At 40.5% G+C, this 23719-nt stretch carries 22 protein-coding genes and 1 rRNA gene; 9 read left to right on the top strand and 14 right to left on the bottom strand.

Annotated features, from left to right (window positions below; genetic code table 11):
• Nucleotides 1–89: ribosomal RNA gene (locus G6554_RS19215) — 16S ribosomal RNA — on the bottom strand; the annotation flags it as partial.
• Nucleotides 90–519: 430 nt separating this feature from the next.
• On the opposite strand from G6554_RS19215, the gene G6554_RS19210 reads away from it, so the two are divergent.
• The 5 genes from G6554_RS19210 (at nucleotide 520) to G6554_RS19190 (ending at nucleotide 5823) form a co-directional block, all read left to right on the top strand.
• Entirely contained in the window at nucleotides 520–1215 is a 696-nt protein-coding gene (locus G6554_RS19210; protein WP_166244788.1) for a response regulator transcription factor, read from the top strand.
• Entirely contained in the window at nucleotides 1208–2212 is a 1005-nt protein-coding gene (locus G6554_RS19205) for a sensor histidine kinase (RefSeq protein ID WP_166244786.1), read from the top strand. The genes G6554_RS19210 and G6554_RS19205 overlap by 8 nt, the downstream gene beginning before the upstream one ends.
• Nucleotides 2213–2314: 102 nt before the next feature.
• Nucleotides 2315–3076, top strand: coding sequence for an ABC transporter ATP-binding protein (locus G6554_RS19200; protein ID WP_166244784.1), 762 nt, complete (start codon nucleotides 2315–2317; stop codon nucleotides 3074–3076).
• Nucleotides 3066–5012, top strand: a complete 1947-nt coding sequence (locus G6554_RS19195; RefSeq protein ID WP_166244782.1) for an FtsX-like permease family protein — start codon at nucleotides 3066–3068, stop codon at nucleotides 5010–5012. The genes G6554_RS19200 and G6554_RS19195 overlap by 11 nt, the downstream gene beginning before the upstream one ends.
• 100 nt (nucleotides 5013–5112) lie before the next feature.
• Complete coding sequence (locus G6554_RS19190; RefSeq protein ID WP_166244780.1) at nucleotides 5113–5823, top strand: polysaccharide deacetylase family protein; 711 nt, start codon at nucleotides 5113–5115, stop codon at nucleotides 5821–5823.
• Nucleotides 5824–5997: 174 nt separating this feature from the next.
• On the opposite strand, the gene G6554_RS19185 is transcribed toward G6554_RS19190, so the two are convergent.
• The 4 genes from G6554_RS19185 to G6554_RS19170 form a co-directional block, all read right to left on the bottom strand.
• Entirely contained in the window at nucleotides 5998–6639 is a 642-nt protein-coding gene (locus G6554_RS19185; protein ID WP_166244778.1) for a queuosine precursor transporter, read from the bottom strand.
• 16 nt (nucleotides 6640–6655) lie between these two features.
• The gene (gene queF / locus G6554_RS19180) at nucleotides 6656–7156 is read right to left on the bottom strand and encodes a preQ(1) synthase (protein ID WP_166244776.1); all 501 of its coding nucleotides are present in this window, start codon (nucleotides 7154–7156) and stop codon (nucleotides 6656–6658) included.
• Between the two features lie 239 nt (nucleotides 7157–7395).
• Nucleotides 7396–8676: a GTPase HflX gene (hflX, locus tag G6554_RS19175; RefSeq protein ID WP_166244774.1), complete on the bottom strand. Its 1281-nt coding sequence runs from the start codon at nucleotides 8674–8676 to the stop codon at nucleotides 7396–7398.
• A 424-nt stretch (nucleotides 8677–9100) separates the two neighbouring features.
• Complete coding sequence (locus G6554_RS19170; RefSeq protein ID WP_166244772.1) at nucleotides 9101–9472, bottom strand: winged helix-turn-helix transcriptional regulator; 372 nt, start codon at nucleotides 9470–9472, stop codon at nucleotides 9101–9103.
• A 120-nt stretch (nucleotides 9473–9592) separates the two neighbouring features.
• Between G6554_RS19170 and G6554_RS19165 the strand changes: the two genes are divergently transcribed.
• A complete protein-coding gene (locus G6554_RS19165; protein ID WP_207627688.1) occupies nucleotides 9593–10897 on the top strand; it encodes an MFS transporter in 1305 nt (434 codons plus the stop codon).
• 45 nt (nucleotides 10898–10942) lie between these two features.
• Nucleotides 10943–11785 (top strand): aldo/keto reductase, encoded by an 843-nt coding sequence (locus G6554_RS19160; RefSeq protein ID WP_166244770.1) that lies wholly within the window; start codon nucleotides 10943–10945, stop codon nucleotides 11783–11785.
• A gap of 70 nt (nucleotides 11786–11855) precedes the next feature.
• Here the strand turns inward: G6554_RS19160 and G6554_RS19155 are convergent, their stop codons facing one another.
• The 3 genes from G6554_RS19155 to G6554_RS19150 all read right to left on the bottom strand — a co-directional run bounded on the left by G6554_RS19155 (nucleotide 11856) and on the right by G6554_RS19150 (nucleotide 15737).
• A complete protein-coding gene (locus G6554_RS19155) occupies nucleotides 11856–13265 on the bottom strand; it encodes a bifunctional GNAT family N-acetyltransferase/carbon-nitrogen hydrolase family protein (RefSeq protein ID WP_242637930.1) in 1410 nt (469 codons plus the stop codon).
• Complete coding sequence (locus tag G6554_RS26080) at nucleotides 13266–13397, bottom strand: hypothetical protein (RefSeq protein ID WP_278187299.1); 132 nt, start codon at nucleotides 13395–13397, stop codon at nucleotides 13266–13268.
• A gap of 150 nt (nucleotides 13398–13547) precedes the next feature.
• Nucleotides 13548–15737 (bottom strand): alpha-galactosidase, encoded by a 2190-nt coding sequence (locus tag G6554_RS19150; RefSeq protein ID WP_166244768.1) that lies wholly within the window; start codon nucleotides 15735–15737, stop codon nucleotides 13548–13550.
• 192 nt (nucleotides 15738–15929) lie between these two features.
• On the opposite strand from G6554_RS19150, the gene G6554_RS19145 reads away from it, so the two are divergent.
• Nucleotides 15930–16538, top strand: a complete 609-nt coding sequence (locus G6554_RS19145; protein ID WP_166244767.1) for a DedA family protein — start codon at nucleotides 15930–15932, stop codon at nucleotides 16536–16538.
• Nucleotides 16539–16605: 67 nt separating this feature from the next.
• Here G6554_RS19145 and G6554_RS19140 read toward each other — a convergent pair whose 3' ends face one another.
• From G6554_RS19140 to G6554_RS19125, 4 genes are all read right to left on the bottom strand, one after another.
• Entirely contained in the window at nucleotides 16606–18108 is a 1503-nt protein-coding gene (locus tag G6554_RS19140) for a malate:quinone oxidoreductase (RefSeq protein ID WP_166244765.1), read from the bottom strand.
• 288 nt (nucleotides 18109–18396) lie between these two features.
• On the bottom strand, nucleotides 18397–19161 hold the full coding sequence (locus G6554_RS19135) for a TPM domain-containing protein (protein WP_166244763.1): 765 nt from the start codon (nucleotides 19159–19161) through the stop codon (nucleotides 18397–18399).
• Nucleotides 19161–19736 carry a LemA family protein gene (locus G6554_RS19130; protein ID WP_207342961.1) on the bottom strand — a complete coding sequence of 192 codons (576 nt, stop codon included), beginning with the start codon at nucleotides 19734–19736 and terminating at the stop codon, nucleotides 19161–19163. Before G6554_RS19130 ends, G6554_RS19135 begins: the two co-directional genes overlap by 1 nt.
• Before the next feature lie 130 nt (nucleotides 19737–19866).
• Nucleotides 19867–20622 (bottom strand): NRDE family protein, encoded by a 756-nt coding sequence (locus G6554_RS19125; protein ID WP_166244761.1) that lies wholly within the window; start codon nucleotides 20620–20622, stop codon nucleotides 19867–19869.
• Nucleotides 20623–20914: 292 nt separating this feature from the next.
• Here G6554_RS19125 and G6554_RS19120 point away from each other — a divergent pair, with 292 nt between their 5' ends.
• Nucleotides 20915–21082, top strand: coding sequence for a DUF3934 domain-containing protein (locus G6554_RS19120; RefSeq protein WP_166244759.1), 168 nt, complete (start codon nucleotides 20915–20917; stop codon nucleotides 21080–21082).
• A 113-nt stretch (nucleotides 21083–21195) separates the two neighbouring features.
• Here G6554_RS19120 and G6554_RS19115 read toward each other — a convergent pair whose 3' ends face one another.
• On the bottom strand, nucleotides 21196–22044 hold the full coding sequence (locus G6554_RS19115) for a VOC family protein (protein WP_166244757.1): 849 nt from the start codon (nucleotides 22042–22044) through the stop codon (nucleotides 21196–21198).
• A 186-nt stretch (nucleotides 22045–22230) separates the two neighbouring features.
• Nucleotides 22231–23613 carry a cation:dicarboxylate symporter family transporter gene (locus G6554_RS19110; protein ID WP_166244756.1) on the bottom strand — a complete coding sequence of 461 codons (1383 nt, stop codon included), beginning with the start codon at nucleotides 23611–23613 and terminating at the stop codon, nucleotides 22231–22233.
• Between the last annotated feature and the right edge of the window lie 106 nt (nucleotides 23614–23719).

Here is a 23719-nt window from a genome sequence, read left to right as displayed (position 1 = left end):
GGGAGCAAGCTCCCAAAGATCCGCTCGACTTGCATGTATTAGGCACGCCGCCAGCGTTCGTCCTGAGCCAGGATCAAACTCTCCAAGAAAGTTGATTAGCTCATTTGTTACGTTGGCTTAGTTTCATATATATATTGAAACTAAAAAATATTGTTTGTTGACGTTTTTGTTTGTTTAGTTTTCAAAGGACAATTCGTTACTTCGTTTAGAAGCAACTTTATTACTATATCACTTCGTCATCACGATGTCAAACACTATTTTGAAATAATATTTTTTCGCGAGGTGATAAGAATAAATACTATCATAACCAATCATTCATGTCAACTGATGATAAAATAAATTTTTTAAGGAATAATTAATTTCATTGATTCCCCTCATCAGGATTACTATATTACTATTATACTTAATCGAAGTCAACCACCTTTTAAGGAAAGATGAAAATATAATTAGTATTGTGGAGAAAGAGATGCTCATATTATACAATTATTTAATGATATGTAAAAAAGTGTGGTGAACTCCTTGTTTAAGATCTTATTAATAGAAGATGATGCAACATTATTTAATGAAATAAAAGAACGTTTGACTGGATGGTCTTATGATGTTTACGGGATTACCGATTACAACAAGGTCATGGAGGAATTTTCAGCGGTAAAACCTGATTTAGTCTTAATTGATATTCAATTGCCAAAATTTGATGGCTTCCATTGGTGCAGAATGATCCGCTCCCATTCGAATGTGCCTATTCTATTTTTGTCTTCACGAGACCATCCGACTGATATGGTGATGTCAATGCAGCTTGGTGCAGATGACTTTATTCAAAAACCATTCCATTTTGATGTGCTGATTGCCAAAATTCAGGCCACACTAAGGCGTGTTTATAATTACAATACCGAACAGATCACCCTTAAAACATGGTGTGGTGCCACAGTAGATTATGAAAAAAACACGGTCAGCCATACCGCTGGAACAGTTGAACTTACAAAAAACGAAACGTTTATCTTAAAAAAGCTGATTGAGCAAAAAAATAGGATTGTCAGTCGCGAGGACTTAATTAAAAGTCTTTGGGAGGATGAGCGCTTTGTCAGTGACAATACTTTAACTGTCAATGTCAATCGACTGCGAAAGCGATTGGACGAGCTTGGATTAGGACGTTTTATCGAAACGAAGGTTGGGCAAGGTTACATCGCGATTGAAGAGGAAAATAATTATGATTAGAGATTATTTAATTGAAAGGCGCAGCTGGATCTGTCTCTTTTTCGTCATTCAAACACTAATTCTATTTGTCTCATATCTGGATTCGGCGATTCCCCTAATGCCGCTCTTCTATATTATTTTCCTGTCAATGCTTGTATTTTCTATGTTTTTGATTTTTCGCTATCATAAGGAAACAAGATTTTATAAAAGTTTAGCGGAGTGGGAAAACAATCTAGATTTAACTACTATAGCAGAACCTGAGAGTCCGTTTGAGAAAATGGTCGAACAAAGCATCGTGAACCAAACCGTACTACTAAAAAAAGAGGCAACGGAAAATCTACTGATGTTAGAACAGGAGAAGGATGAATTGTTAGCCTGGATCCATGAAGTCAAGACACCGTTAACTGCGATGCATTTAATGATTGACCGTCTAGACAATGAAAAGACTCGCGCCCAGTTAAACCACGAGTGGCTGCGGATTCACCTGCTCTTAGACCAACAGCTTCACCAAAGGCGTATTCCTTTTATGGAAAATGATTTATATATAGAAGAAACTGACCTAAAGACCTTACTTTTTAAGGAAATTAAAATGTTACAGTCGTGGTGTATGCAAAAAGGATTAGGCTTTGAAGTTGATTTGGAGGTTGCAACAGTATTAACAGATGCCAAGTGGCTCGCCTTTATGCTTAGGCAGTTGTTGACAAATGCGGTGAAATACAGTGATTCGTCCGACATACTCATTAAAAGCTATCATAAAAATGGCCGAAATGTTCTTGACGTGACCGATTTTGGACGCGGCATCGACCCTAAAGACCTGTCACGCATTTTTGACAAGGGCTTTACCTCAACTACATCTCACCTTGATCAGGCTGCAACAGGTATGGGGTTGTATTTAACGTCAAGAATCGCCAAGCCGTTATTAATTAGTATTGCTGTCGACTCGCGACTTGGAGAAGGAACCACTTTTACCTTAACCTTTCCAAAAAGGAATGATTTCGTCGATATTGCAGGCATGTGACAACAATGTCACATGCTTTTGTTATTTGTTCGCTCAATCGAAGGATTGAATTTGTCAGGGTATTTATAATAAAAGTATCGAATAAGAGGAGCGTGTGTTGGTATGAATATTTTGGAAGCCACTAAAATTCATAAAAGTTTTGGCAATAAATTAAATAAACAAGAAGTATTAAAAGGGATTGATATTAACGTTGAAAAAGGGGAATTCGTCAGTATTATGGGTGCCTCCGGGTCTGGAAAGACCACTTTGCTCAATGTACTTTCTTCCATTGATAAAGTTAGCGGCGGCACGATAAATATCGAGGGAAAAGAAATGACCGCAATGAAAGAGCGTCAGCTCGCTGAATTCCGCAAACATCATTTAGGGTTTATTTTTCAAGATTATAACTTGCTTGATACACTGACCGTCAAAGAAAATATCCTCTTGCCCTTATCCATTTCAAAGATTTCAAAAAGGGCTGCAGATGAAATGTTTCAAGCAGTGGCAACGGAATTGGGGATTTCCGATATCAAGGATAAGTATCCGAATGAAATCTCCGGCGGTCAGAAGCAACGAACCTCTGCAGCAAGGGCATTCATTCATGAACCAGGCATTATTTTTGCTGACGAGCCAACCGGTGCTCTTGATTCTAAATCAGCTTCTGATTTACTAAACAAATTAAGCGAAATGAATCAGAAGCGCAAGGCAACGATTATCATGGTAACCCATGACCCAGTGGCAGCAAGCTATAGCAGCAGGGTTATTTTTATCAAAGACGGACAAATTTACACACAATTAAATAAGGGCGAACAATCCAGACAGACGTTCTTTCAAGACATTATGAAAACGCAAGGTGTATTAGGTGGTGTCCCAAATGAGCGTTAAGCAACTCATTTTTCGAAACTTGAAAAAGAATTTGAAAAATTATTATCTTTATGTGTTTGCGTTGATTTTTAGTGTTGCCCTTTATTTTGCTTTCGTTACTCTGCAATATGACCCGGCGATGAATGGTGCAAAGGACACCATGAAAGGTGCCGCTGCTATTAAAGCAGCATCTGTCTTGCTTGTCGCGATTGTTTCGATCTTCCTGTTGTACGCCAATAACATTTTTATTAAACGCCGCAGCAAGGAAATTGGCTTATTTCAATTGATTGGGATGACTAAAAACAGAATTTTCAACATCCTAACGGCTGAGAATTTCATCCTATATTTTGGTTCACTTATCATCGGAACTTTTATTGGCTTTTCCATTTCACGTTTAATACTGATGATTCTGTTTAAAATTACGGGAATTGATGCGATAGCTGCCCTTCATTTTTCGACGAAAGCACTGATTCAAACCGTAGTAGTGTTTTGTGTCATCTACCTGTTCATTATGCTAATGAACTTTGTGTTTATTAAAAGACAAAGTATCCTATCATTATTTAGGGTGATTTCATCCACCGAAGGAAAAGTAAAAAAGATGTCGATCTTGGAAATCATCATTGGGATTATTGGTGTGGTTTCAATCATTTCAGGTTACTATATTTCATCGAAATTGTTTAGCGGCGATTTTACCACGATAACTAAGCTTTTTGGGGCGATGATTTTTATTCTCGGGTCCGTTATTATTGGAACCTATCTTTTTTACAAAGGGTCTGTCAGTTTCATCTTTAATATTATTCGGAAAAAGAAGGATGGTTATTTAAATATTAATCAGGTATTATCGCTATCCTCGATTATGTTTCGAATGAAATCGAATGCTCTATTATTAACCATCATTACAACTGTATCTGCACTTGCGATTGGATTATTATCATTAAGTTATATCTCCTACTATTCAGCGGAAAAAATGGCTAAAGATCAAGCCGCCGCAGATTTTTCATTTGTAACGGAAAAAGATGCATCAACATTTACGAAGGCTTTAGCCGCTGATGATATCCCGTTTAGTGAAAGAAAGATTGATGTTATTCAAGTGGATGCGAATCTGAAGGAAATATTGGACATAAACATGAAAGAATTAATGTTTGATTCAAAATCCATGAAAATACCTGTTATTAGTGATCAGGATAGTAAAAATATCGATGTAGCTAAAGGGGATACGATCTTTACTGGTTACAATGATTTACTGCAAAAATTTATGAGTCTAAAGGATTCTGGTCCTATCGAATTAAAAGGGCAAAACGAAAGGATTCCGCTCCACTATTTGGGGCTAAAAAAGGACTCCCCCATTTCTAGTTATTTTACCAATGGCGGGCAGCCAATTGCCATTGTCGATGAAACGGTATTCGAACGGTTACAGAAGGATGTTAATCCGAAAATTCAAAGTGAATCCTCGCTGTTTATCGGAATTACATTAAAAGATGAAGCAAAACTTGATAAAGCAAATGATATTTTCAAAGGGATTTTCGACGATGACAACTATTCGAATTATTCACGGCTGGATATCAGCAATAGACAGAAACAAGTGATGGGTCTCGTCATGTTTATCGTCGGTTTTCTCGGATTAGCCTTCCTAATTACTTCTGGATGTATTCTTTATTTTAAACAAATGGGTGAAGGGGAAGAGGAAAAGCCGAATTATACGATTTTGAGAAAGCTTGGATTTACTCAGGGCGACCTGCTAAAAGGAATTCAGGCAAAACAGCTGTTTAACTTCGGCATTCCATTAGTCGTCGGCCTCTTCCACAGCTATTTCGCCGTGCAATCAGGATGGTTTTTATTCGGCACAGAAGTGTGGACACCGATGATTATCGTCATGGTCATCTATACCGGATTGTACTCGATTTTTGGCATCCTTTCCGTTCTTTATTATAAGAAAGTGATTAAAGAGGCACTTTGATGAAGAACAGGTATTTGACCCTTATTTAGTTTTAACGGGGTTGGGTGCCTGTTTCTTTTTTTTGTTATAATGCTAATGAGAAAGGGGAGAAGGTGTATACATGAAAAAGAAATTAGCATTCATTGGAATTGGTATTATCGTAGTTTTTCTACTGTTGCTCGGCACCTATAAATTAATGAATTCAAGAACATTCCAGTTATTCGGCGGTCTTACCGCTCAAGTGGAGACGGAGCAAAAGGTTGTTGCGTTAACATTTGACGATGGACCTACTAAGAATGTCGATCCAATTCTGCCACTCTTGGAACAATACCACGCAAAAGCGACCTTTTTTCTGATTGGGAATGAGATGAAGGACAATCCTAAGGAAGCCCAGAAAATTGTCGATGCGGGTCATCAAGTAGGTAATCACACCTATTCACACAAGCGGATGATTTTCAATACGCCTTCTTATTTTAAAGACGAAATTGAAAAAACAGATCAATTGATTCGCGAGGCCGGTTATACGGGTGAAATTGATGTACGTCCGCCAAACGGAAAAAAACTGGTTGGTCTCCCTTTTTACCTTAATAAGCATAATCGAGACACCATCACATGGAATTTGGAACCCGATACCTTTTACACTTCTGCCACTGACAAAGTCAAATATGTGCGCAATCAAGTAAAGCCTGGTTCAATTATTCTGATCCATCCAATGTATGACAAAACAGGAGAAGAACTGAAAACCATTGAAGGAGTTTTGAAGGCACTTACCGATGAGGGCTACAGGTTCGTAACCGTAAATGAACTTCAGAAACTAGCTGGCGATAACTGAATTATGTGACCCCAAAAATGAATAGAAGCAAAAAAAGCAGCCGCTAAAAACGACCACTTCAATACGTTGCATATAGCACAAATGGTGCCTGTCACCAATTGCACCTCTGCCACCTTGCAAAACTACTAATTGGTGCCTGTCACCATTATCAATATACCCCACTTGCTAACCTGCTTATGCTTGTTTTGGTAATGGGGCTGCTGATTCTTTTGTTTCTTGTTTTCTTATCATATGGACTAGTCCATAGACTAGTGGTGTGGTTAGGATGGCTGCTCCAAATTTAAAAATATATTGGGTTAGAATCAGACTTCCGAGGATAGCGATTGGCATTGTTCCATAGAAGGCGATGGTAATAAAGATGGTTGTATCGATCAACTGGCTCAGCATTGTGGAGGCATTGTTGCGTAACCATAGCTTTTTTTGTCCATGCATACCTTTTAATTTATTGAACACAAATACATCCAGATTCTGGCTAACCGCATAGGAAATTAAGCTAGCAATGATCACGCGAAAACTTCCATTTAAGATCGTTTCGAATGATTTTTGATCCTGAAATACTGGTGCGGCCGGCAAATGAATCGTAATCGTAATGAAGATTAGGGCAAGGATCTGCGTAATCAACCCTGCCTGGACAGCTCTCCGTCCTTCTTTTTTTCCATAAACCTCGACAATCACATCAATAAGTGGATACGTAAAGATATAAACAATAACAGCCGCTGGCAGCATCGCAAAATCCCCAATGCTAAAAAGCTTAACAGCAACGATATTTGCCAAAATTAACAGACCTACAAAAATTCCATTTAAATAAAAAATCATTTCTTCAACCCTTCCTTTACCGATTATCGACCTTTTCAGGATAAAGATCATGGTTCATTAAACGGAAATTAGCCATTTCCTCATACTTGGTGCCTGGCTTTCCGTAGTTGCACCATGGGTCAATGGAGATTCCGCCCCTTGGAGTGAATTTCCCCCACACCTCAATATAGCGAGGGTCAAGTAATTTGATTAAATCGTTCATGATGATATTGACACAATCCTCGTGGAAATCGCCATGATTACGAAAACTGAAAAGATATAGTTTCAAAGACTTGCTCTCGACAATCTTTTGATCGGGAACATAGGAAATATACATCGTGGCAAAATCCGGCTGACGAGTCAGCGGGCAAAGACTTGTAAACTCCGGGCAATTAAATTTCACGAAATAATCACGCTCAGGGTGCAGATTATCAACTGCTTCCAGTACTTCAGGTGCATACTCAAATGAATAGGTAGTCCCTTGATTTCCTAATAATGTTAAATCCTTTAATCCTTCTTCAGGCTTGCGGCCAGACATAAAAAAACCCCCAGTAAAAATGTGTCCCCCACACTTTTTCAAGAGAGTTTCAACTAAATATTCTATGAAAACCTTCGGAATAAAAACAAAAAAGCCATATCCGATAATGGACATGGCGTAGTAGCATGTATCCATAGTTTTTTATAGAGGGTTTCAGCTATAACCTCTCCCGTTCAAGTACGGGTATTCTATTCATTCCTATCATAAAGAACAGTTTGGAAAACGTCAAACAAAAGTTTTCAGTCGAACGTGACAATTTCCCTTTTAATTACGTACTGCTGGTATTTTTCAAAATCATCTTGATTACATTCGATTGTTAACTTTGTGCCGGCGCCTTCGTAGCTTATCATTAAAACATTTGCATTCTCATTTAGGTAGGAAACTAAGCGGCCATCGTCAAAAGGGATTAACATTTCACAACGAATCGGACTTTTAAAGATTTCCACATTGATGACATCAACTAATTCGTCTATTCCTACACCTTGTTTTGCGGAAAGATAAACGGTTCGACCCTTCACGGCAGGAAATTCCCCTTCCGCTAAGTCAGCCTTATTATACGCAAGAATGGTAGGTATTTGATCAATTCCCATCTCTTTTAACGTATTATTCGTCACGTTTATGAGATTTTCAACATGCGGACTTGAAAAATCAACTACATGGATCAGCAAATCCGCAGTTGCCACCTCCTCTAAGGTGGATCGAAAGGCCTTCACGAGGTGATGCGGCAATTTATCTACAAAACCGACTGTGTCAGACAGCAAAAACGGCTGGTGATTGGCTAGTTTTATTTTTCTGACAGAGGTGTCTAATGTTGCAAATAACATATCTTTCTCAAACACTTGTTTCGTTTGTGATTGATGGGATTTACCCAGCATCGCATTCATAATGGTAGATTTGCCGGCATTTGTGTAGCCTACTAAAGAAACTAACGGAACACCGCTTTTTTTCCGTTTACTGCGCCGGGTTCCCCGCTGTAAGACAAGTAGTTCTAATTCTTTATTTAATTCAGCAATCTTAGCCTCAACTTTTCTTCGATCGAGCTCTAACTTGGTTTCACCGGCACCTCTATTTTTCAAACCTACTCCCCCGCCTTGACGCCCTAACGACTCCCGCGAGCCAATGATTCTTGGGAGCATATATTTTAGACGTGCCACTTCTACTTGTAGCTGCGATTCTCTCGTCTTCGCCCGTTCGGCAAATATATTCAATATCAACATCGTGCGATCAATCACTTTTCTATCAAGCTCTTCTTCAAGATTGCGAATTTGCGAGGCCGATAGCTCATCATTAAATAAAACTACATCCGCATCTGTCACTTCAAGAAGCCGTTTCGCCTCCTCGATTTTTCCTGTACCCATATAATGTGATTTATTGATGCGATTTAAATTTTGCGTCATTTCCCCCACCACTTCCATATGACAGGCAGCAGCCAGGTTCCCCAATTCCTTCATAGAATAGGGAAAATCAGCTTGGTGATTGATATTAACACCAACAATAAGTGCAGTTTGTTTTTCTCTCATGGTTTATCCCTCCTTTTTAAAAACAACAAAAAACACAGACGATCTGTCTGTGCAAAGTAAATGGATGAATGCATCACGAAAAGTACCCTAAAAGGGAACAAAAAATAATCTGGTTAGATTGTTGGTCTTCGAATAATGAAAATGACTCACTTATAAAGAAGGACATTCTCATATTCCAAATATATTTTTAAAGACAGCAAAAAAGAGGGTCGTAGAGGGCTCCTCTTTTTCACATACCGTAAAATAAAGGTTTCCTTAAAAAGGCAGACCAATCCCATTTACTCTGCACAGGCGGCAGAGACTTTGAACGTATTTAATTAACGGTTCAAATTTTGGAATCGCAATCTGCAAAAATACACGAGGAAAACCTCCATTTCTTTGTAATTACATTTATCATATCATCACAAAATTTGGAAATCAATGGCTATTTTAACTTATCGTTTAAAACATTTTCTTCTAGGACGGAAAATTTATCTCCGTATACTTTGGTAATATGCTTTTCTCCCCAAGCACATAGGGAACTTAAAATACTGTCCAGACTCCACCCATATTCGCTTAACTCATATTCTACCTTTGGCGGGACTTGATTGTATACAATTCTGTTGATTACGCCATCCTCCTCTAATTCCCGTAATTGCTGGGTCAACATCTTTTGGGTGATGTCCGGCATCAAGCGTTTCAATTCACTTGTCCGCTTTTTGCCGTGTGTTAGGTGACATAGAATGACGCATTTCCACTTTCCCCCGATTACCTCGAGTGTGGCTTCCACCGATATATTGTATTTCTTTTTCTTCATACTAAATCCCTCCTACTTAATAGGCACCAAAAGGTACCTATCTAACTCAAAGGTACCTATATCACTTTAAAGTGCGTACTTCTCTTTTATCTCCATATATCCCATAATAACATTTGCCGGTTGAAATATCTCGTATTCATTTATTTAACTAGTTTGCTTTCAGCAAGCCTATCTATACAAGGGCACAATTTTAGGAGGGGATTACAAATGTCTATAGATAAACGTAGGAGTACATTCGCGCTGCTGGCATTGGCTATGAGTGCGTTCGCTATTGGAACAACTGAATTTATCAGTGTTGGTTTATTACCGCTTATTGCAGAGGATTTACAAATATCTGTTACAACAGCCGGTTTGACTGTTTCCCTATATGCTTTGGGGGTAACATTTGGGGCACCCATTTTAACATCTGTAACATCGCGCATGTCGCGAAAATCTTTATTACTCTGGATTATGGTTATTTTTATAATCGGAAATGGCCTTGCTGCCAGTGCGACGAGCATTGGTATTTTACTAACTGCACGTGTGATTTCTGCTTTTTCACATGGCGTCTTTATGTCTATTGGTTCAACGATCGCAGCCGATTTAGTTCCGGAAAATCGTCGGGCCAGTGCAATATCCATTATGTTTTCAGGTCTGACGGTTGCAACCGTCACGGGAGTACCCTTTGGCACCTTCATTGGCCAGCAATACGGCTGGAGAATGGCCTTTATCATCATTATTGCTGTCGGAGTGATCGCTCTTATTGCAAACAGCATCCTTGTTCCAGCTGATTTGCAAAAAGGGACTCAGTCCACCTTTCGTGATCAATTCAAAGTAGTAACAAATGGCCGGTTATCGCTTTTATTTATTATTACTGCGTTAGGATATGGGGGAACTTTTGTGGTTTTCACCTATTTATCACCAATCCTGCAGGATATAACGGGTTTTAAAGAAGGAACCGTTGCCTTAATCCTTCTTGGCTACGGCATTGCGATCGCCATTGGAAACATGGCAGGCGGGAAGTTGGCTAATAAAAATCCTATTAGGGCCTTGTTTTATATGTTCATCGTCCAAGCCGTTGTCCTATTTATCTTGACGTTTACTGCACCATTTAAGATCGCGGGATTAACGACGATATTCTTCATGGGGCTGTTGGCCTTTATGAATGTTCCGGGACTGCAGGTGTATGTCGTCATGTTGGCAGAGCGGTTCGTGCCGCGTGCCGTTGATGTTGCTTCCGCTCTTAATATTGCCGCCTTCAATGCCGGAATTGCGATTGGATCCTACCTGGGCGGTATGATTACTGATTCTATTGGACTTATTCATACCTCTTGGATCGGTGCATTAATGGTTCTGGGGGCGGTAATCCTAACGGGGTGGAGCTGGAGTCTTGAAAAAAAGGACCGTAAAGCTAGCGACGCTAACGTAAAAAGTGTTATTGCCTAATACAAGCTCATGTTTTTTCAAAAATAATTGGAGGTTTACTTTACGATGATGAAAAATTTGCAAGATACAACAACATTAAATAATGGTGTAAAAATGCCTTGGTTTGGTATTGGGGTATTTAAAGTAGAGGAAGGACCCGAACTTGTTAACGCGGTGAAATTTGCCATTAAACACGGCTATCGCAGTATTGATACGGCCGCCATTTATGGAAATGAGGAGAGCGTAGGACAGGCAATTCGTGAAGGGGTCAAGGAATCCGGTATCACGAGAGAAGAACTTTTTGTCACATCAAAAGTTTGGAATGCTGACTTAGGCTATGAATCGACCCTTACTGCCTATGAAACTAGTCTGAAAAAACTTGGTCTTGATTATTTAGATTTATATCTCATTCATTGGCCTGTGGCCGGGAAATATAAAGAAGCATGGCGGGCATTAGAGGCTCTTTATAAGGAAGGCAGAGTGAAAGCAATTGGGGTAAGCAACTTCCAAGTGCACCATTTAGAGGATTTAATGAGAGATGCGGAAATAAAGCCAATGATTAATCAAGTAGAATACCATCCACGATTAACACAAAAGGAATTACAGACCTTTTGCCAAGAACATGGGATCCAAATGGAGGCATGGTCACCATTAATGCAAGGTCAATTATTGGATCATCCCGCTCTACAAGAAATGGCGAAAAAATATAACAAGTCAGTGGCACAGGTTATATTGCGATGGGATTTACAGAACGGTGTCATGACCATTCCAAAATCGACAAAAGAGCAGCGAATCGTCGAAAACGCAAGCATATTTGATTTCGAACTATCAAGAGAGGATATGGAACAAATAGATAGGATGAATCAAAATCATCGCGTAGGGCCTGACCCAGACAATTTTGACTTTTAAAACCAAATGGATTGCAAAGGGAGAGTCATCCCTTTGCAATCTTACTATTTGTCACCGTCAAAGACACCATCTACTTTTTTTCATTCCAAACAATCCGATATAAATCATGTCTTCTATCGCTCGATTGCCGCAATGAGCCGGTATTACGGGAGCGTCTTAGTATCTCCAGATCGACATCTCCAACTACGACGGTGTCTATATTGGCATCACATTCTCCAACGATCCCATCCCTGGCAAACTCAAAGTCTGAAGGTGAAAAAATTCCAGACTGGGCGTACTGAATATCCATGTTCTCCACATGTGTTAAGTTGCCCACAGTCCCTGCAATACAGGTATATACATTATTCTCAATCGCCCTTGCTTGGGCGCAGTAACGGACACGCAGGTACCCTTGACGATCTTCTGTACAAAACGGGACAAAAATAATATTGGCCCCATTATCAACGGCTATCCTTGCGAGTTCAGGAAACTCGATATCATACGAAATTTGAATAGCAATTTTTCCGCAATCGGTGTCAAACACATTCATTTCATTTCCATCCGATATTCCCCACCACTTGCGCTCGTTTTGGGTTGAGTGAATTTTGTACTGCTTCTCAATCGTTCCATTACGACGGAAAAGAAAACCGACATTGTACACATCCCCATCCTCTTCAACAAAATGGGATCCTCCGACAATGTTGACATTATAACGGACTGCTAGTTGTGTGAACAATTCAATAAATTGATCCGTATAGGTGGCTAGCCGGCGGACAGCCCGATCCGGTCGCTTTTCTTCTAGAAATGACATTAATTGCGTTGTAAAAATCTCAGGGAATACTACAAAATCCGATCTAAAATCCGCGGCAACATCTACATAATATTCGACTTGCCTGCTAAAGTCCTGAATGGAATCTATTTTTTTCATCATGTACTGCACAGCACAGATTCTAACAGGAAATGCAGTTCGATAAATTCGTTTGCTTTTCGGGCGATAATCAACATTGTTCCATTCCATTAAGGTTGCGTCAGAAGCAGAGGCCTTATCATCAGGAAGGTAACTTGTATTAATACGTTTTATTGTAAAGCCCTGTAAGAGCTGAAAAGACAAGACAGGGTCATAGATGCTATGTTTTTCAACCGCCTGAACATATTCACGAGCGGTCATTTCATCCTTGTATTTATGATAATTTGGGATTCGTCCACCAATAATGATGCTTTGAAGATTTAATCTGACCGCAAGTTCTTTACGCGCCTCGTAGAGACGGTGCCCAAGTTTCATGCGGCGATATTCCGGATCCACCATTACCTCTATCCCATATAAATTGAATCCATCAGGGTCGTGGTTGGTGATATATCCATTGTCTGTGATGGTATCCCAGGTGTGCTGGTCGTCATACTCGTTAAAATTAACAATTAAACTAGAACATGAACCGACAATTTTGTCCTCATATTCCACACAAAACTGTCCCTCTGGGAATATTCGAATGTGACTAACCAACTACTCCCGTTTCCACGGTTCCATATTTGGAAAGCAAACTTTCCCTAATGCAATAATTTCATCAACGTCTTCTAGGCGAATACTTCGAATAATGATTTTCTTTTCGTATTTGGACATATCTGTATCTGGCATATTTTCACACCCTTAATTAGATAACAAATAAATATGATGGTTATACGTAATTAAGGTTCCCATTACATTGAAATATTAACTAATTATTTGGTGCCTGACACCCTTTATACCCTTGTCAACTTGTTTAACTTTTATGGTTCATTGCTTTTCTTATCTCCACTTTTCAATGAGATAAATATGAGAAGTATAGTCTTTTTTGATCAGCGGCATGGATAGGCCAATCTCCATTAGTTCATCACCAAAGTAGGCCAATTCCCCGTTGTTTATTTTGTATTTTAGCGTTGGATTTAACCCGCGAAATTTTAAACGAAAAAATGGCGGATTAGGTGTTGCCAGTGTTTTGTAGTAAAAGACAACTGCCTGTTCCTGGTTCGGCGCAACATACATCAATGCTGTGTCCATTCCTTCAAATGGACTTAACAGCCGATACAGGTCACCGAAAAGAACAATTTCCTTTATTTGATGGTAAGAATTAATTTGTTCAGTCACCACTGCTTGATCAGCATTACTCAGCTTATCCACATGAAGTTCAAAGCCCAAATTGGCTGCCATCGCCACATGACACCTCATTTGCAGCGGTGTTACCCTTCCTACCTGATGGTTCGGCACATCTGAAACATGCGCTCCTATCGTGATAGCGGGGTAGATCATACTTGTTCCAAATTGAATTTTTAATCGTTCGACCGCATCCGTATCATCACTTGTCCACGTTTGCGGCATGTAATAAAGCATACCTGGGTCAAATCGGCCACCGCCGCCCGAGCAGCTTTCAAACAAAATCTGCGGAAAACGTTCAGTTAATTTTTCTAAAATTCGATACAACCCGAGCATATAACGATGAGCTGTTTCCTTTTGTCTTTCAGGGGGGAGCGCAGCCGAGCCCACCTCCGTCATATTTCGGTTCATATCCCACTTCACATAGGAAATTGAAGCACTGGAGAAAACCCTTGTAAGGGTTTCGGTTAAAAAAACACATACATCTTCCCTGCTTAAATCTAGGACAAGCTGATTTCTCGACAGTGTTCGGTCACGCTTCGGCACATGCAGACACCAATCTGGATTCTTCCGGTACAAATCGCTATCAGGCGAGACCATTTCCGGCTCTACCCATAATCCAAATATCATTCCTTTTTTTTCTACATAGTCAGCAAGCCCAGCTAAACCGTTGGGTAACTTTTTCTTATAGACAGTCCAATCACCCAGCGAGCTTTTATCATTATCTCGGTGTCCAAACCAACCGTCATCAAGGGCAAACAGTTCCATTCCAAGATTTTTCCCAGCATCCGCTATTTCCTTTAATTTTTTTTCACTAAAATTAAAATAAGTGGCTTCCCAATTATTGATCAGAATCGGTCGCGTTTTATCCCGATAAACACCGCGGCACACCCTAGTGCGCAACATTTTATGAAAAGTTCTCGACATTCCGCCAAGGCCATCCGAGGAATAAACCATTAGTGCTTCCGGGGTTTGAAATGATTCCCCTGGCTTTAACACCCATATAAAATCAAAATGATTGATTCCGATATTCAGCCTCGTCGTCTCAAAAGGATCTACCTCAATGGAGGCCTGGAAATTTCCGCTGTACATGAGACTAACACCATAAACATCGCCATATTCCTCGTCGGCGCCTTTCGAAAGCAAAGCAATAAAAGGATTATGTTGATGGCTGCTAGCGCCTCGTGCAGAGGAAATCGATTGTGTCCCATGGTGCAGCGGCAGCCGTTCGATATGCCGTTCCCGTGCCCATGTCCCTTGTAGGTGAAGCCAGTCCCAATTCGACTCGTGGAAATCCACTGACATGCTCATACATTTATGGATTTCAACAGGATGGCTGCCCAGATGCTCGAAGGACACGGACCTGGTAATGACATCTAGGTCCCGGTAAATTGTATAATGTAGATTCACCCCAATCCCCAGTATGGAATCTACCATGGTAATGACGAGTGTGTCTGCCTCAGCCACATCTTCAATATAGGACGATGGTAACCCGCTTAACATGGGTTTTCCGCTCATAATCTGATGAGAATCATAGACAAATTCTGTCATCGTTGAGCCATCATTAGTCCGAAGTTGAAAGGCAGGAGCTCGGAAATCCCCGTTCCCAAATGCCGGATATTCCTGCGGAAGTGTATCGAGTGAAAATCTTGGATCAGCGGGCTCCTGTGTTGGCGAAAACGCCCTGCCCTTGAATGTAAGGATTGATGAAGGCTGTAATACCTGAACACGCTTGCCCCAAAATAAATGGGCAGGATACTTTCCATGAACAATTTGAATCAGATAACTGACATTGCTGTTATATAAATGAAACACTCGCTCTGCCTCATTCCACACAATCGGCATCGTAACACACTCCTAGAAAATGAAAATAAATTTTTACTATTATATCGGGAAGTATGGTAAAAATGGTGACAGGCACCTATTACTGTATTAATAGCGGGATAATGTTTAAAATTTTGTGGATGCTATGGTTGGGAGGTTTTTCTTTTCCTTTTTATGGTGTTATTTTTTCAAGAATTGACTGTAGGGCGTGTGATGATGGAGTATTTGAATTCCCTTATTGAGCATTTTGGCTATTTTGGAATCATTTTGGCTTTATTCGGTGGTATTGTTGGCCTGCCCATCCCTGATGAGGTTCTGCTGACATATGTGGGCTATACTGTTTTTGCCGAACAAATGGTTTTTCTGCCTTCACTTTTCTGTGCTTTTATTGGGGCATGCAGTGGAATTACGATTAGCTTTATTTTAGGTATCAAATTAGGAATACCCTTTTTACATAAATTCGGTCCTAAAATTCATATCACTGAAACTAGGGTTGAGAGAACAAGGATATTATTTAACAAATTAGGTCCTTTCCTACTCTTCATTGGCTTTTTTATTCCTGGGGTGCGGCATATTACTGCCTATCTTGCTGGGATCAACCGCTATTCCTATAAAAAATTCACCTTATTTGCTTATTTGGGAGCGGCTATCTGGTGTTTTACTTTTATCACTTTAGGCAGATTACTTGGTGAAAATTGGATGCATGTTGAAGCATATCTTTCTCGGTATAGTATCTATTTAATCCTACTACTTCTTTTAGGGTTCATTATTATTTATTCCTATAGGAGAAAAAAAAGAATCCTAAAAAATGCTTCATCGTGAACCTAAAAAGGAACCTTCAATCCAAAGATAGATTGAAGGTTCTGCGTTTTATTACCATCTTCAAAAATTAACTAAAGACCAGTTCTTTTTCACTTAGACCAAGTGTCACTGCCGTTGAGGTTTGAATCTTGTCCAGAAGCTCTGGGTTCTCCATTAGTGAAACACCATGAGAAGGAATCATTTCTTTAATTTTCGGTTCCCACTCTTTCACGTGTTGCGGGAAGCACTTTTCAATGATCTCAAGCATCACGTGAACAGCAGTAGAAGCACCCGGTGAAGCCCCTAATAATGCTGCAATCGAGCCATCGGCCGCAGTAATTACTTCCGTGCCAAATTGTAGCGTGCCTTTGCCCCCTGCTTCAGTATCCTTGATAACTTGAACACGCTGGCCGGCTACTACTAAATCCCAATCCCCACTTTTAGCATTCGGGATAAACTCACGTAACTCTTCCATGCGTTGTTCTTTTGATAACATTACTTGCTGAATCAGGTATTTTGTTAGCGGCATCTGTTTGGCTCCCGCCGCCAACATCGTTAGAACATTATCCGGTTTTACGGAAGTGATTAAATCCATATTGGAACCGGTTTTTAAGAATTTAGGTGAGAAACCGGCAAATGGTCCAAATAACAACGATTTTTTATCATCAATATATCTTGTGTCAAGATGCGGAACAGACATTGGTGGAGCACCCACCTTAGCCTTGCCGTATACTTTTGCATGATGCTGCGATACAACTTCTGGATCATTACACACCATAAAGATTCCGCTTACAGGGAATCCTCCAATATGTTTGGACTCAGGAATACCCGTTTTTTGCAGTAAATGTAAGGAACCGCCGCCTCCGCCGATGAATACGAATTTTGCCGCATGGCGTTCGATATTACCGGTAGCCATGTTCCACACTTTTAATTCCCATGAACCATCGTCCGTACGTTTAATATCCTCCACACTATGCTCATAGTTAATCTTGACGTTTTTACTCTCTAAGTGATCAAACAACATACGTGTTAAAGCACCAAAGTTGACATCTGTTCCAGAGTCGATTTTTGTAGCCGCAATCGGTTCGCTCAATGTTCGGCCTTCCATGATCAGCGGAATCCATTCTATCAGTTTGTCATGGTCCTCAGAAAACTCCATCCCCTTAAACAGAGGATTGTCCGAAAGCGCTTTAAACCGTTTTTTCAAAAAGGCTACATCCTGTTCTCCCTGCACTAAACTCATATGAGGGATTGGCATGATAAAGTCCTGCGGATTGCGAATCAGATTGCGGTTTACAAGATAAGACCAAAATTGTCTTGAGAGTTGAAACTGCTCATTAATATTGATAGCTTTGCTAATATCCAACGATCCGTCTGGTTTTTCAACCGTGTAGTTAAGCTCGCAGAGTGCCGCATGCCCCGTTCCCGCATTATTCCATTCATTTGAGCTTTCTTCTCCAGCATTTGCAAGCTTCTCAAACACTGTAATTTCCCATTCCGGTACTAATTCTTTCAAAATCGTCCCTAAAGTCGCACTCATGATTCCGGCGCCAATTAAAATGACATCTGTTTTAGTTTCGCTGTTGTTCATTTTTATCAACCTTTTCCCCAGGAATTTGCAGAAAAGATATAGGCATCACACCAAGCTACGGCCGCCACCTAGTCAAAACCTTTTCTGTATCAATTTTTACCATTTCACCGTGAATACATTATTAATAGATTTATATCTCTTATTATATGATAATTTTAAATTATTTAAAAGGTTTTAAAGGTGGGAAGTATGCCCACAATGTCTAAGAACGCAAATAAACCAAAGCCATAACCCATCTACATGTAAGGGTACGGCTTTGGTTGCCTTTATTAAGAGTATTTTTTTCTTTTACCAGCCACGGCTGGCTCCACCCCCACCGGAGGATCCGCCCCCGCCACCGCGGGAACCTCCCCCACCTCTGCCGCCACCACGGGTAATGATAGAGAGGAGCAGGTAGGTGAGGGTACCGCCAAAGAACCTAAAGTCGAGAAATACGACAACCACCACGAGTAGAATGATCAGCCAGGACGGGATCGGAATTCCTCCCCCTTCGTCCTTTGATACCGCAGGACTTTGATTCGGCTCTGTCTGCGCGCCACCCTCAATACCATATTCAGCGAAGACTTCTTGTGCAAGAGCCTTATAGGTCTCTACTACCGCGCTATTCGGCTGTTGATTTTTCAAATAGGGAATGGCGTATTCATCAAGAATTCGTCCGGCCTTTCCATCAGGAATCCTGCCCTCCAGCCCATAGCCCACTTCAATTCTCGCTACCCGTTCTTTCATCGCTAAAACAAGCAATACACCATTGTTTTCCTTTTTGCTGCCGATTCCGTATTGCCGAAATGCCTCGTTCGCAAATTCCTCTATTGCTCGGTCGCCAATGGTGTCGACTGTCAATACAGCAACCTGTGCGGTTGTTTGATCTTCAATACTTCTGCCTAAATTGCGTAAATCAGCTTTTTCAGTTTCGGTTAAAACACCAGCAAAATCCTGTACATAAATATCTCCTACCGGAGCAGGAATACGGATATCCTCAGCAAGTGCAGTTGCTGCACCCAGAAAAAAAGTGAAAAACACCAAAATAAAGCTGAAGACCCTTTGTACCTTCATTATCCATTGCCCCCAAAGTCAACCTTTGGTGCTTCCCCGGCTTTAGGATCCGCTTTAAAATATTCCTTTTCATCGAACCCGGCAATTCCCGCAATAATGGATCCCGGCATTCTTTTTACCTTTTTATTAAATTCTGCTACTTGATCATTATAATCTTTCCGGGCTACGGCAATACGATTCTCAGTTCCAGCAAGTTCATCCATTAATTGAGTAAACTGCTGATCCGCTTTCAAATTTGGGTAATTTTCAACCACCACGAGTAATCGGCTTAAAGCACCTGATAATTCAGCATTGGCTGTCGCTTCCTCCTGCGGCGTGTTGGCACCGGCAAGTCGGGCACGCGCATCTGAGATTGAGGCGATTACTTCTTTTTCATGTGACGCATATCCTTTTACGGTACTCACTAAGTTTGGGATTAAATCCAGCCTTCTTTGCAGCTGATTTTCGATTTGAGCATGTGACTGATCCACGTTTTCTTCCAGATTGACAAAGCCATTATAGCTGGACATGAACATGAGGCCGAAAATAACAATGATGCCGACCACAATGCCAATTCCTACCCATCCTTTTTTCAAATGAATCACGCTCCTTTCTCACCTATAGTATATATCACTTAAAAAATAAGTTCCCTTTTTAAGTAATAAAAAAACCATACTCGTTGATCCGCTTACGAGGAGTCATTTCCCATTTATTTTTCCAAAAAAATCATAGTTGAATCGTGAATTTCTGATCCTTGACGGTATCCGTTGTGTATACTCTCTCCACATATTGGATTTCCTTTTCAGACAGTAACAAAACCGTCGAACTCCTCGTCCCGTACTTCTCACTTTTAATAAACAAAGGCGAGAGCATTCTTTCCATTTCTAGTGAAACTCCTGTTTTTGGAAGAGATTCATCCTGAGCAGGATCGGAATTTTGCAGGAGTAGAAAAAGTTTCTCTACCAGTTCTTCCTTCTTGCCATGAATGATTTGGGTCAGACCCTCCTTCCCTTTTTGCACTTTAGGCCATTCGCTATTTAATAAATGATTGCTAACCCCATATAGTCCTGGTTCAAGCTCTTCAAGCTTGTTGCCGATATTCGAATAATAAAATAGTTCATCCCCGTCGCCGGCCAATAAATTATAACCTGGGAACAAGTCCTTATGACGTACTATTTGTTTCATATAATCCTTACTATCCCCATTGTATTTCAGTGCATCCGCGACTAATTTTCCGCGCGAATGCTTACCATCCGTCGATTCCCTCGGATTCCGATAATTGGTCAAAGCGGCGAAGCGCCCAGAGGCCGTGATTCCCATCCACGTCCCCATTTTTTCCAAATCTCGTCCCGCTAGGATTTCGGGCTGATCCTCCCAAAAATGTGCGGGAGCAGTTGGTCTTTGATAAAATTCATCACGATTTGCCGCAACAATCAGCTTATATTCAGGATGAACTTGATAGGCAAACAAGATTAAACACATGGACTATCACTACCCTTATTGGAAATTTCACCTGGAATTGAAATACATCTATTTATAACGTTCTTCCCTATTCCTTATTCGGCACCTCCCCTTTAAACCCTTTAAAAACAAGTCACAGGACGTAATAATGGTGTCAGGCACCGAATGATTTTTTCTATTTCGAAGAAAATAATCTTGTTACGTTTTTTTATAGGTATGCCCAAAGAAAATATTTTTGTGACGTTCGGTCATGATGTATGGTAAACTAGCCCACGACTTGTATTAGAATTTGGAATTATAATGGAGTGGTTTTATGAGTAAAGCTAAAGCTAAGGCAAAAAGCGGAATTGGTAGAGGAACAGGCAAGAAGGGCTGGAATCGCTGGCAAGCTGGGGCCAATAAAGCAAAGAGTTTCAAACCCTATGTTAGTAAAGGTGTTAAGAAATCCGGAGACACTTCTGACACTGCTAAAAATGATTGATCTGCCTTGAAGCATAAATCGTCATTGCACTCGTGATGTTTATTTTATCAGTGGTGAAAAGTCCCCAAACCCATAATCATAAGGGATTGGGGACTTTTTAATAGCCCAACAGCCTATTTAACCACTAATTGAATTTGATTTCCCGAGGGATCACTCGTTACATAAAAATCAGTTACTTCCTTAACCGCGGCGCCAACTTGATGTAGTTGGTTGATCACGGTCTCTCTTGCAGCTTCATCAGGAAAGACAAGTGTGTACCAGTTTAAACCCACACTATTTGGCGGCGGTGGAGGTGCTCCCACTCCCTGCCATGTATTGATCGCAATATGGTGATGATACCCGCCGGTGGACAAAAATGCCGCCTGGGGATAATAACTAACCACATCAAACCCAAGCCCTTTTGTGTAAAATTCTTTTGCCTTTTTAAGGTCACCTACATGCAGATGAATATGACCCATAATAGTCTCAGAAGGGAGACCATTCCATTCTGCATCACTTTCCGCCAAAATTCCTTGTGCGTCCAGCTGCTCAGTCGCCATTTCCACTAGATCGTTTTTCCATGTCCACTCAGAAGAGGGACGATCTCGGTATACTTCAATTCCATTTCCGTCTGGATCATTCAGGTATAACGCTTCGCTTACATAATGGTCGGCTGCGCCTAATGGATACCCTGTCTGAACCAAATGCCGTAAAAATACAGATAAATCTGCCCTTGATGGCAGCAAAATCGCAAAATGGTACAGACCAGAGGTATTCACTGTCTTCGAAATAACATCATCAGGCTGTTCCAGCGTTAATAGAGGGGTTTTCCCATTCACCGTTAGGACCGCTTTACGATCCGTTTTGTCCAACACCTGAAAACCCATGATATTTTGATAAAAAGTCACTGAATAGTCTAGGTTTTTTACATTAATATTTACCTCACCGACATATACGTTTGGTTTTTGGTGAAAATTCTCCATGATTCATCCTCCACTTCTTCCTTAGAAGTTTTATTTATTATTCTATATCCCATCTATTAATTCATTCATTGTATCGTATATTTATCTCGAATTCAATTATTTTTAATTTAAAGTATATTTTCTATGTAAAAAAAGTAAAAAGGGTGTCAGGCACCACTAGCGTGGCGCCTACACCCTTTAGAACGATTAGGCTTCTACAATATCGGGTTGTTGGTAAATGTCTGTTTCGATATCTCCTGTTGCTTTGCTTGTTAGGACGCCTGCAGTCATGGCACCACTGACGTTCAGGGCTGTTCGACCCATGTCAATTAGCGGCTCAACCGAGATCAATAAACCAACAATCGCAACCGGAAGATTCATGACCGATAATACGATTAAGGCTGCGAAGGTTGCCCCGCCACCAACACCGGCCACTCCAAATGAACTAATTGCTACGACTAGAATCAGAGTGAGAATAAAGGATATACTTGTCGGGTCAATGCCAGCAGCTGGTGCAACCATGACTGCTAACATCGCCGGATATATTCCGGCACAGCCATTTTGGCCGATAGAAAGTCCAAATGACCCGGCAAAGTTCGCTATTCCTTCAGATACTCCGAAATCCTTCGTTTGTGTTTTGATTGTCATCGGCAGTGTCCCTGCACTTGTACGTGAAGTAAAGGCAAACGTTAATGTTGGCATAGCTTTTTTCACATAATTCACAGGGCTAAGTTTTGCAAATGAAATGAGAAGTAAATGAACAATGAACATGAGGATGAGCGCCACATAAGAGGCAATAACAAACTTGCCTAATTTTGCAATGGCCGCATAATCACTTGTTGCTGTCACCTTGGTTATGATAGCCAAAATTCCGTATGGGGTAAGGCGAAGAATCAGGGTAACCACCCTCATGGTAATCGAGTAAAAGGTATCAATAATTTTGGCAAATAAATCAGCATGATCCGGATCCTTCCGCCTTACTCCAAGGTAGGCAATCCCAATAAAGGCTGCAAAAATGACAACTGCGATTGTCGATGTTGGACGCGCTCCCGTTAGATCTTGAAACGGATTACTAGGAATTAATTCAACAATTTGTTGCGGCAGGGTCATGTTTTCGATGCCCGCCACTCGTTCCACTAACTGGTCATTACGTGCTTTCTCGGCATCACCCTCACTGAGATGAATCCCATCAAGACCAAATCCAAGCGCAGATCCAATACCGATGGCTGCAGAAATAGCGGTGGTTCCAAGCAGGATTCCGATCACAAGGAAGCTTATTTTTCCGATATTCTTCGTTAACTTTAATTTAGTAAAGGCACCTACAATCGAAATGAAGACAAGCGGCATGACAACCATTTGTAAAAGTTTAACGTAACCGAACCCTACAACGTTAAACCAATCGATTGAACCTGTAGTAACTTCATGTGTTGTTCCGTATATTAAATGAATAACAAAGCCAAAAATAATACCTAACCCCAATGCAGTGAACACACGTTTTGAAAACGAAACATGCTTCCTTTGCATCATGAATAAACCTAAAATGAGCAATAGTAATACAGCAACATTCACGATAATAAGAAAAGTATTCACACTATTCCTCCTTTGCTAACATACTGAATACCGAATCCCTAATCCACATAATCATATCAGTCAAGTCGGAATTTAAATTAATCTTAACCTTTTTCCCATTACCATC

The organism is Bacillus sp. MM2020_4 (assembly GCF_011250555.1).
Classification (GTDB): Bacteria; Bacillota; Bacilli; order Bacillales; family Cytobacillaceae; genus Neobacillus.
This window is presented reverse-complemented; position numbering and strand designations above follow the sequence as displayed.

Coding starts and splice junctions, on each gene's coding strand:
- G6554_RS19140 (WP_166244765.1), bottom strand. CDS start 18,108: ATGAACAACAGCGAAACTAAAACAGATGTCATTTTAATTGGCGCCGGA.
- queF (WP_166244776.1), bottom strand. CDS start 7,156: ATGTCTGGCCGCAAGCCTGAAGAAGGATTAAAGGATTTAACATTATTA.
- G6554_RS19125 (WP_166244761.1), bottom strand. CDS start 20,622: ATGTGTTTAATCTTGTTTGCCTATCAAGTTCATCCTGAATATAAGCTG.
- G6554_RS19135 (WP_166244763.1), bottom strand. CDS start 19,161: ATGAAGGTACAAAGGGTCTTCAGCTTTATTTTGGTGTTTTTCACTTTT.
- G6554_RS19190 (WP_166244780.1), top strand. CDS start 5,113: ATGAAAAAGAAATTAGCATTCATTGGAATTGGTATTATCGTAGTTTTT.
- G6554_RS26080 (WP_278187299.1), bottom strand. CDS start 13,397: ATGCCAGATACAGATATGTCCAAATACGAAAAGAAAATCATTATTCGA.
- G6554_RS19160 (WP_166244770.1), top strand. CDS start 10,943: ATGATGAAAAATTTGCAAGATACAACAACATTAAATAATGGTGTAAAA.
- G6554_RS19200 (WP_166244784.1), top strand. CDS start 2,315: ATGAATATTTTGGAAGCCACTAAAATTCATAAAAGTTTTGGCAATAAA.
- G6554_RS19150 (WP_166244768.1), bottom strand. CDS start 15,737: ATGCCGATTGTGTGGAATGAGGCAGAGCGAGTGTTTCATTTATATAAC.
- G6554_RS19170 (WP_166244772.1), bottom strand. CDS start 9,472: ATGAAGAAAAAGAAATACAATATATCGGTGGAAGCCACACTCGAGGTA.
- G6554_RS19115 (WP_166244757.1), bottom strand. CDS start 22,044: ATGGAGAATTTTCACCAAAAACCAAACGTATATGTCGGTGAGGTAAAT.
- G6554_RS19185 (WP_166244778.1), bottom strand. CDS start 6,639: ATGATTTTTTATTTAAATGGAATTTTTGTAGGTCTGTTAATTTTGGCA.
- hflX (WP_166244774.1), bottom strand. CDS start 8,676: ATGAGAGAAAAACAAACTGCACTTATTGTTGGTGTTAATATCAATCAC.
- G6554_RS19120 (WP_166244759.1), top strand. CDS start 20,915: ATGAGTAAAGCTAAAGCTAAGGCAAAAAGCGGAATTGGTAGAGGAACA.
- G6554_RS19195 (WP_166244782.1), top strand. CDS start 3,066: ATGAGCGTTAAGCAACTCATTTTTCGAAACTTGAAAAAGAATTTGAAA.
- G6554_RS19145 (WP_166244767.1), top strand. CDS start 15,930: ATGATGGAGTATTTGAATTCCCTTATTGAGCATTTTGGCTATTTTGGA.
- G6554_RS19205 (WP_166244786.1), top strand. CDS start 1,208: ATGATTAGAGATTATTTAATTGAAAGGCGCAGCTGGATCTGTCTCTTT.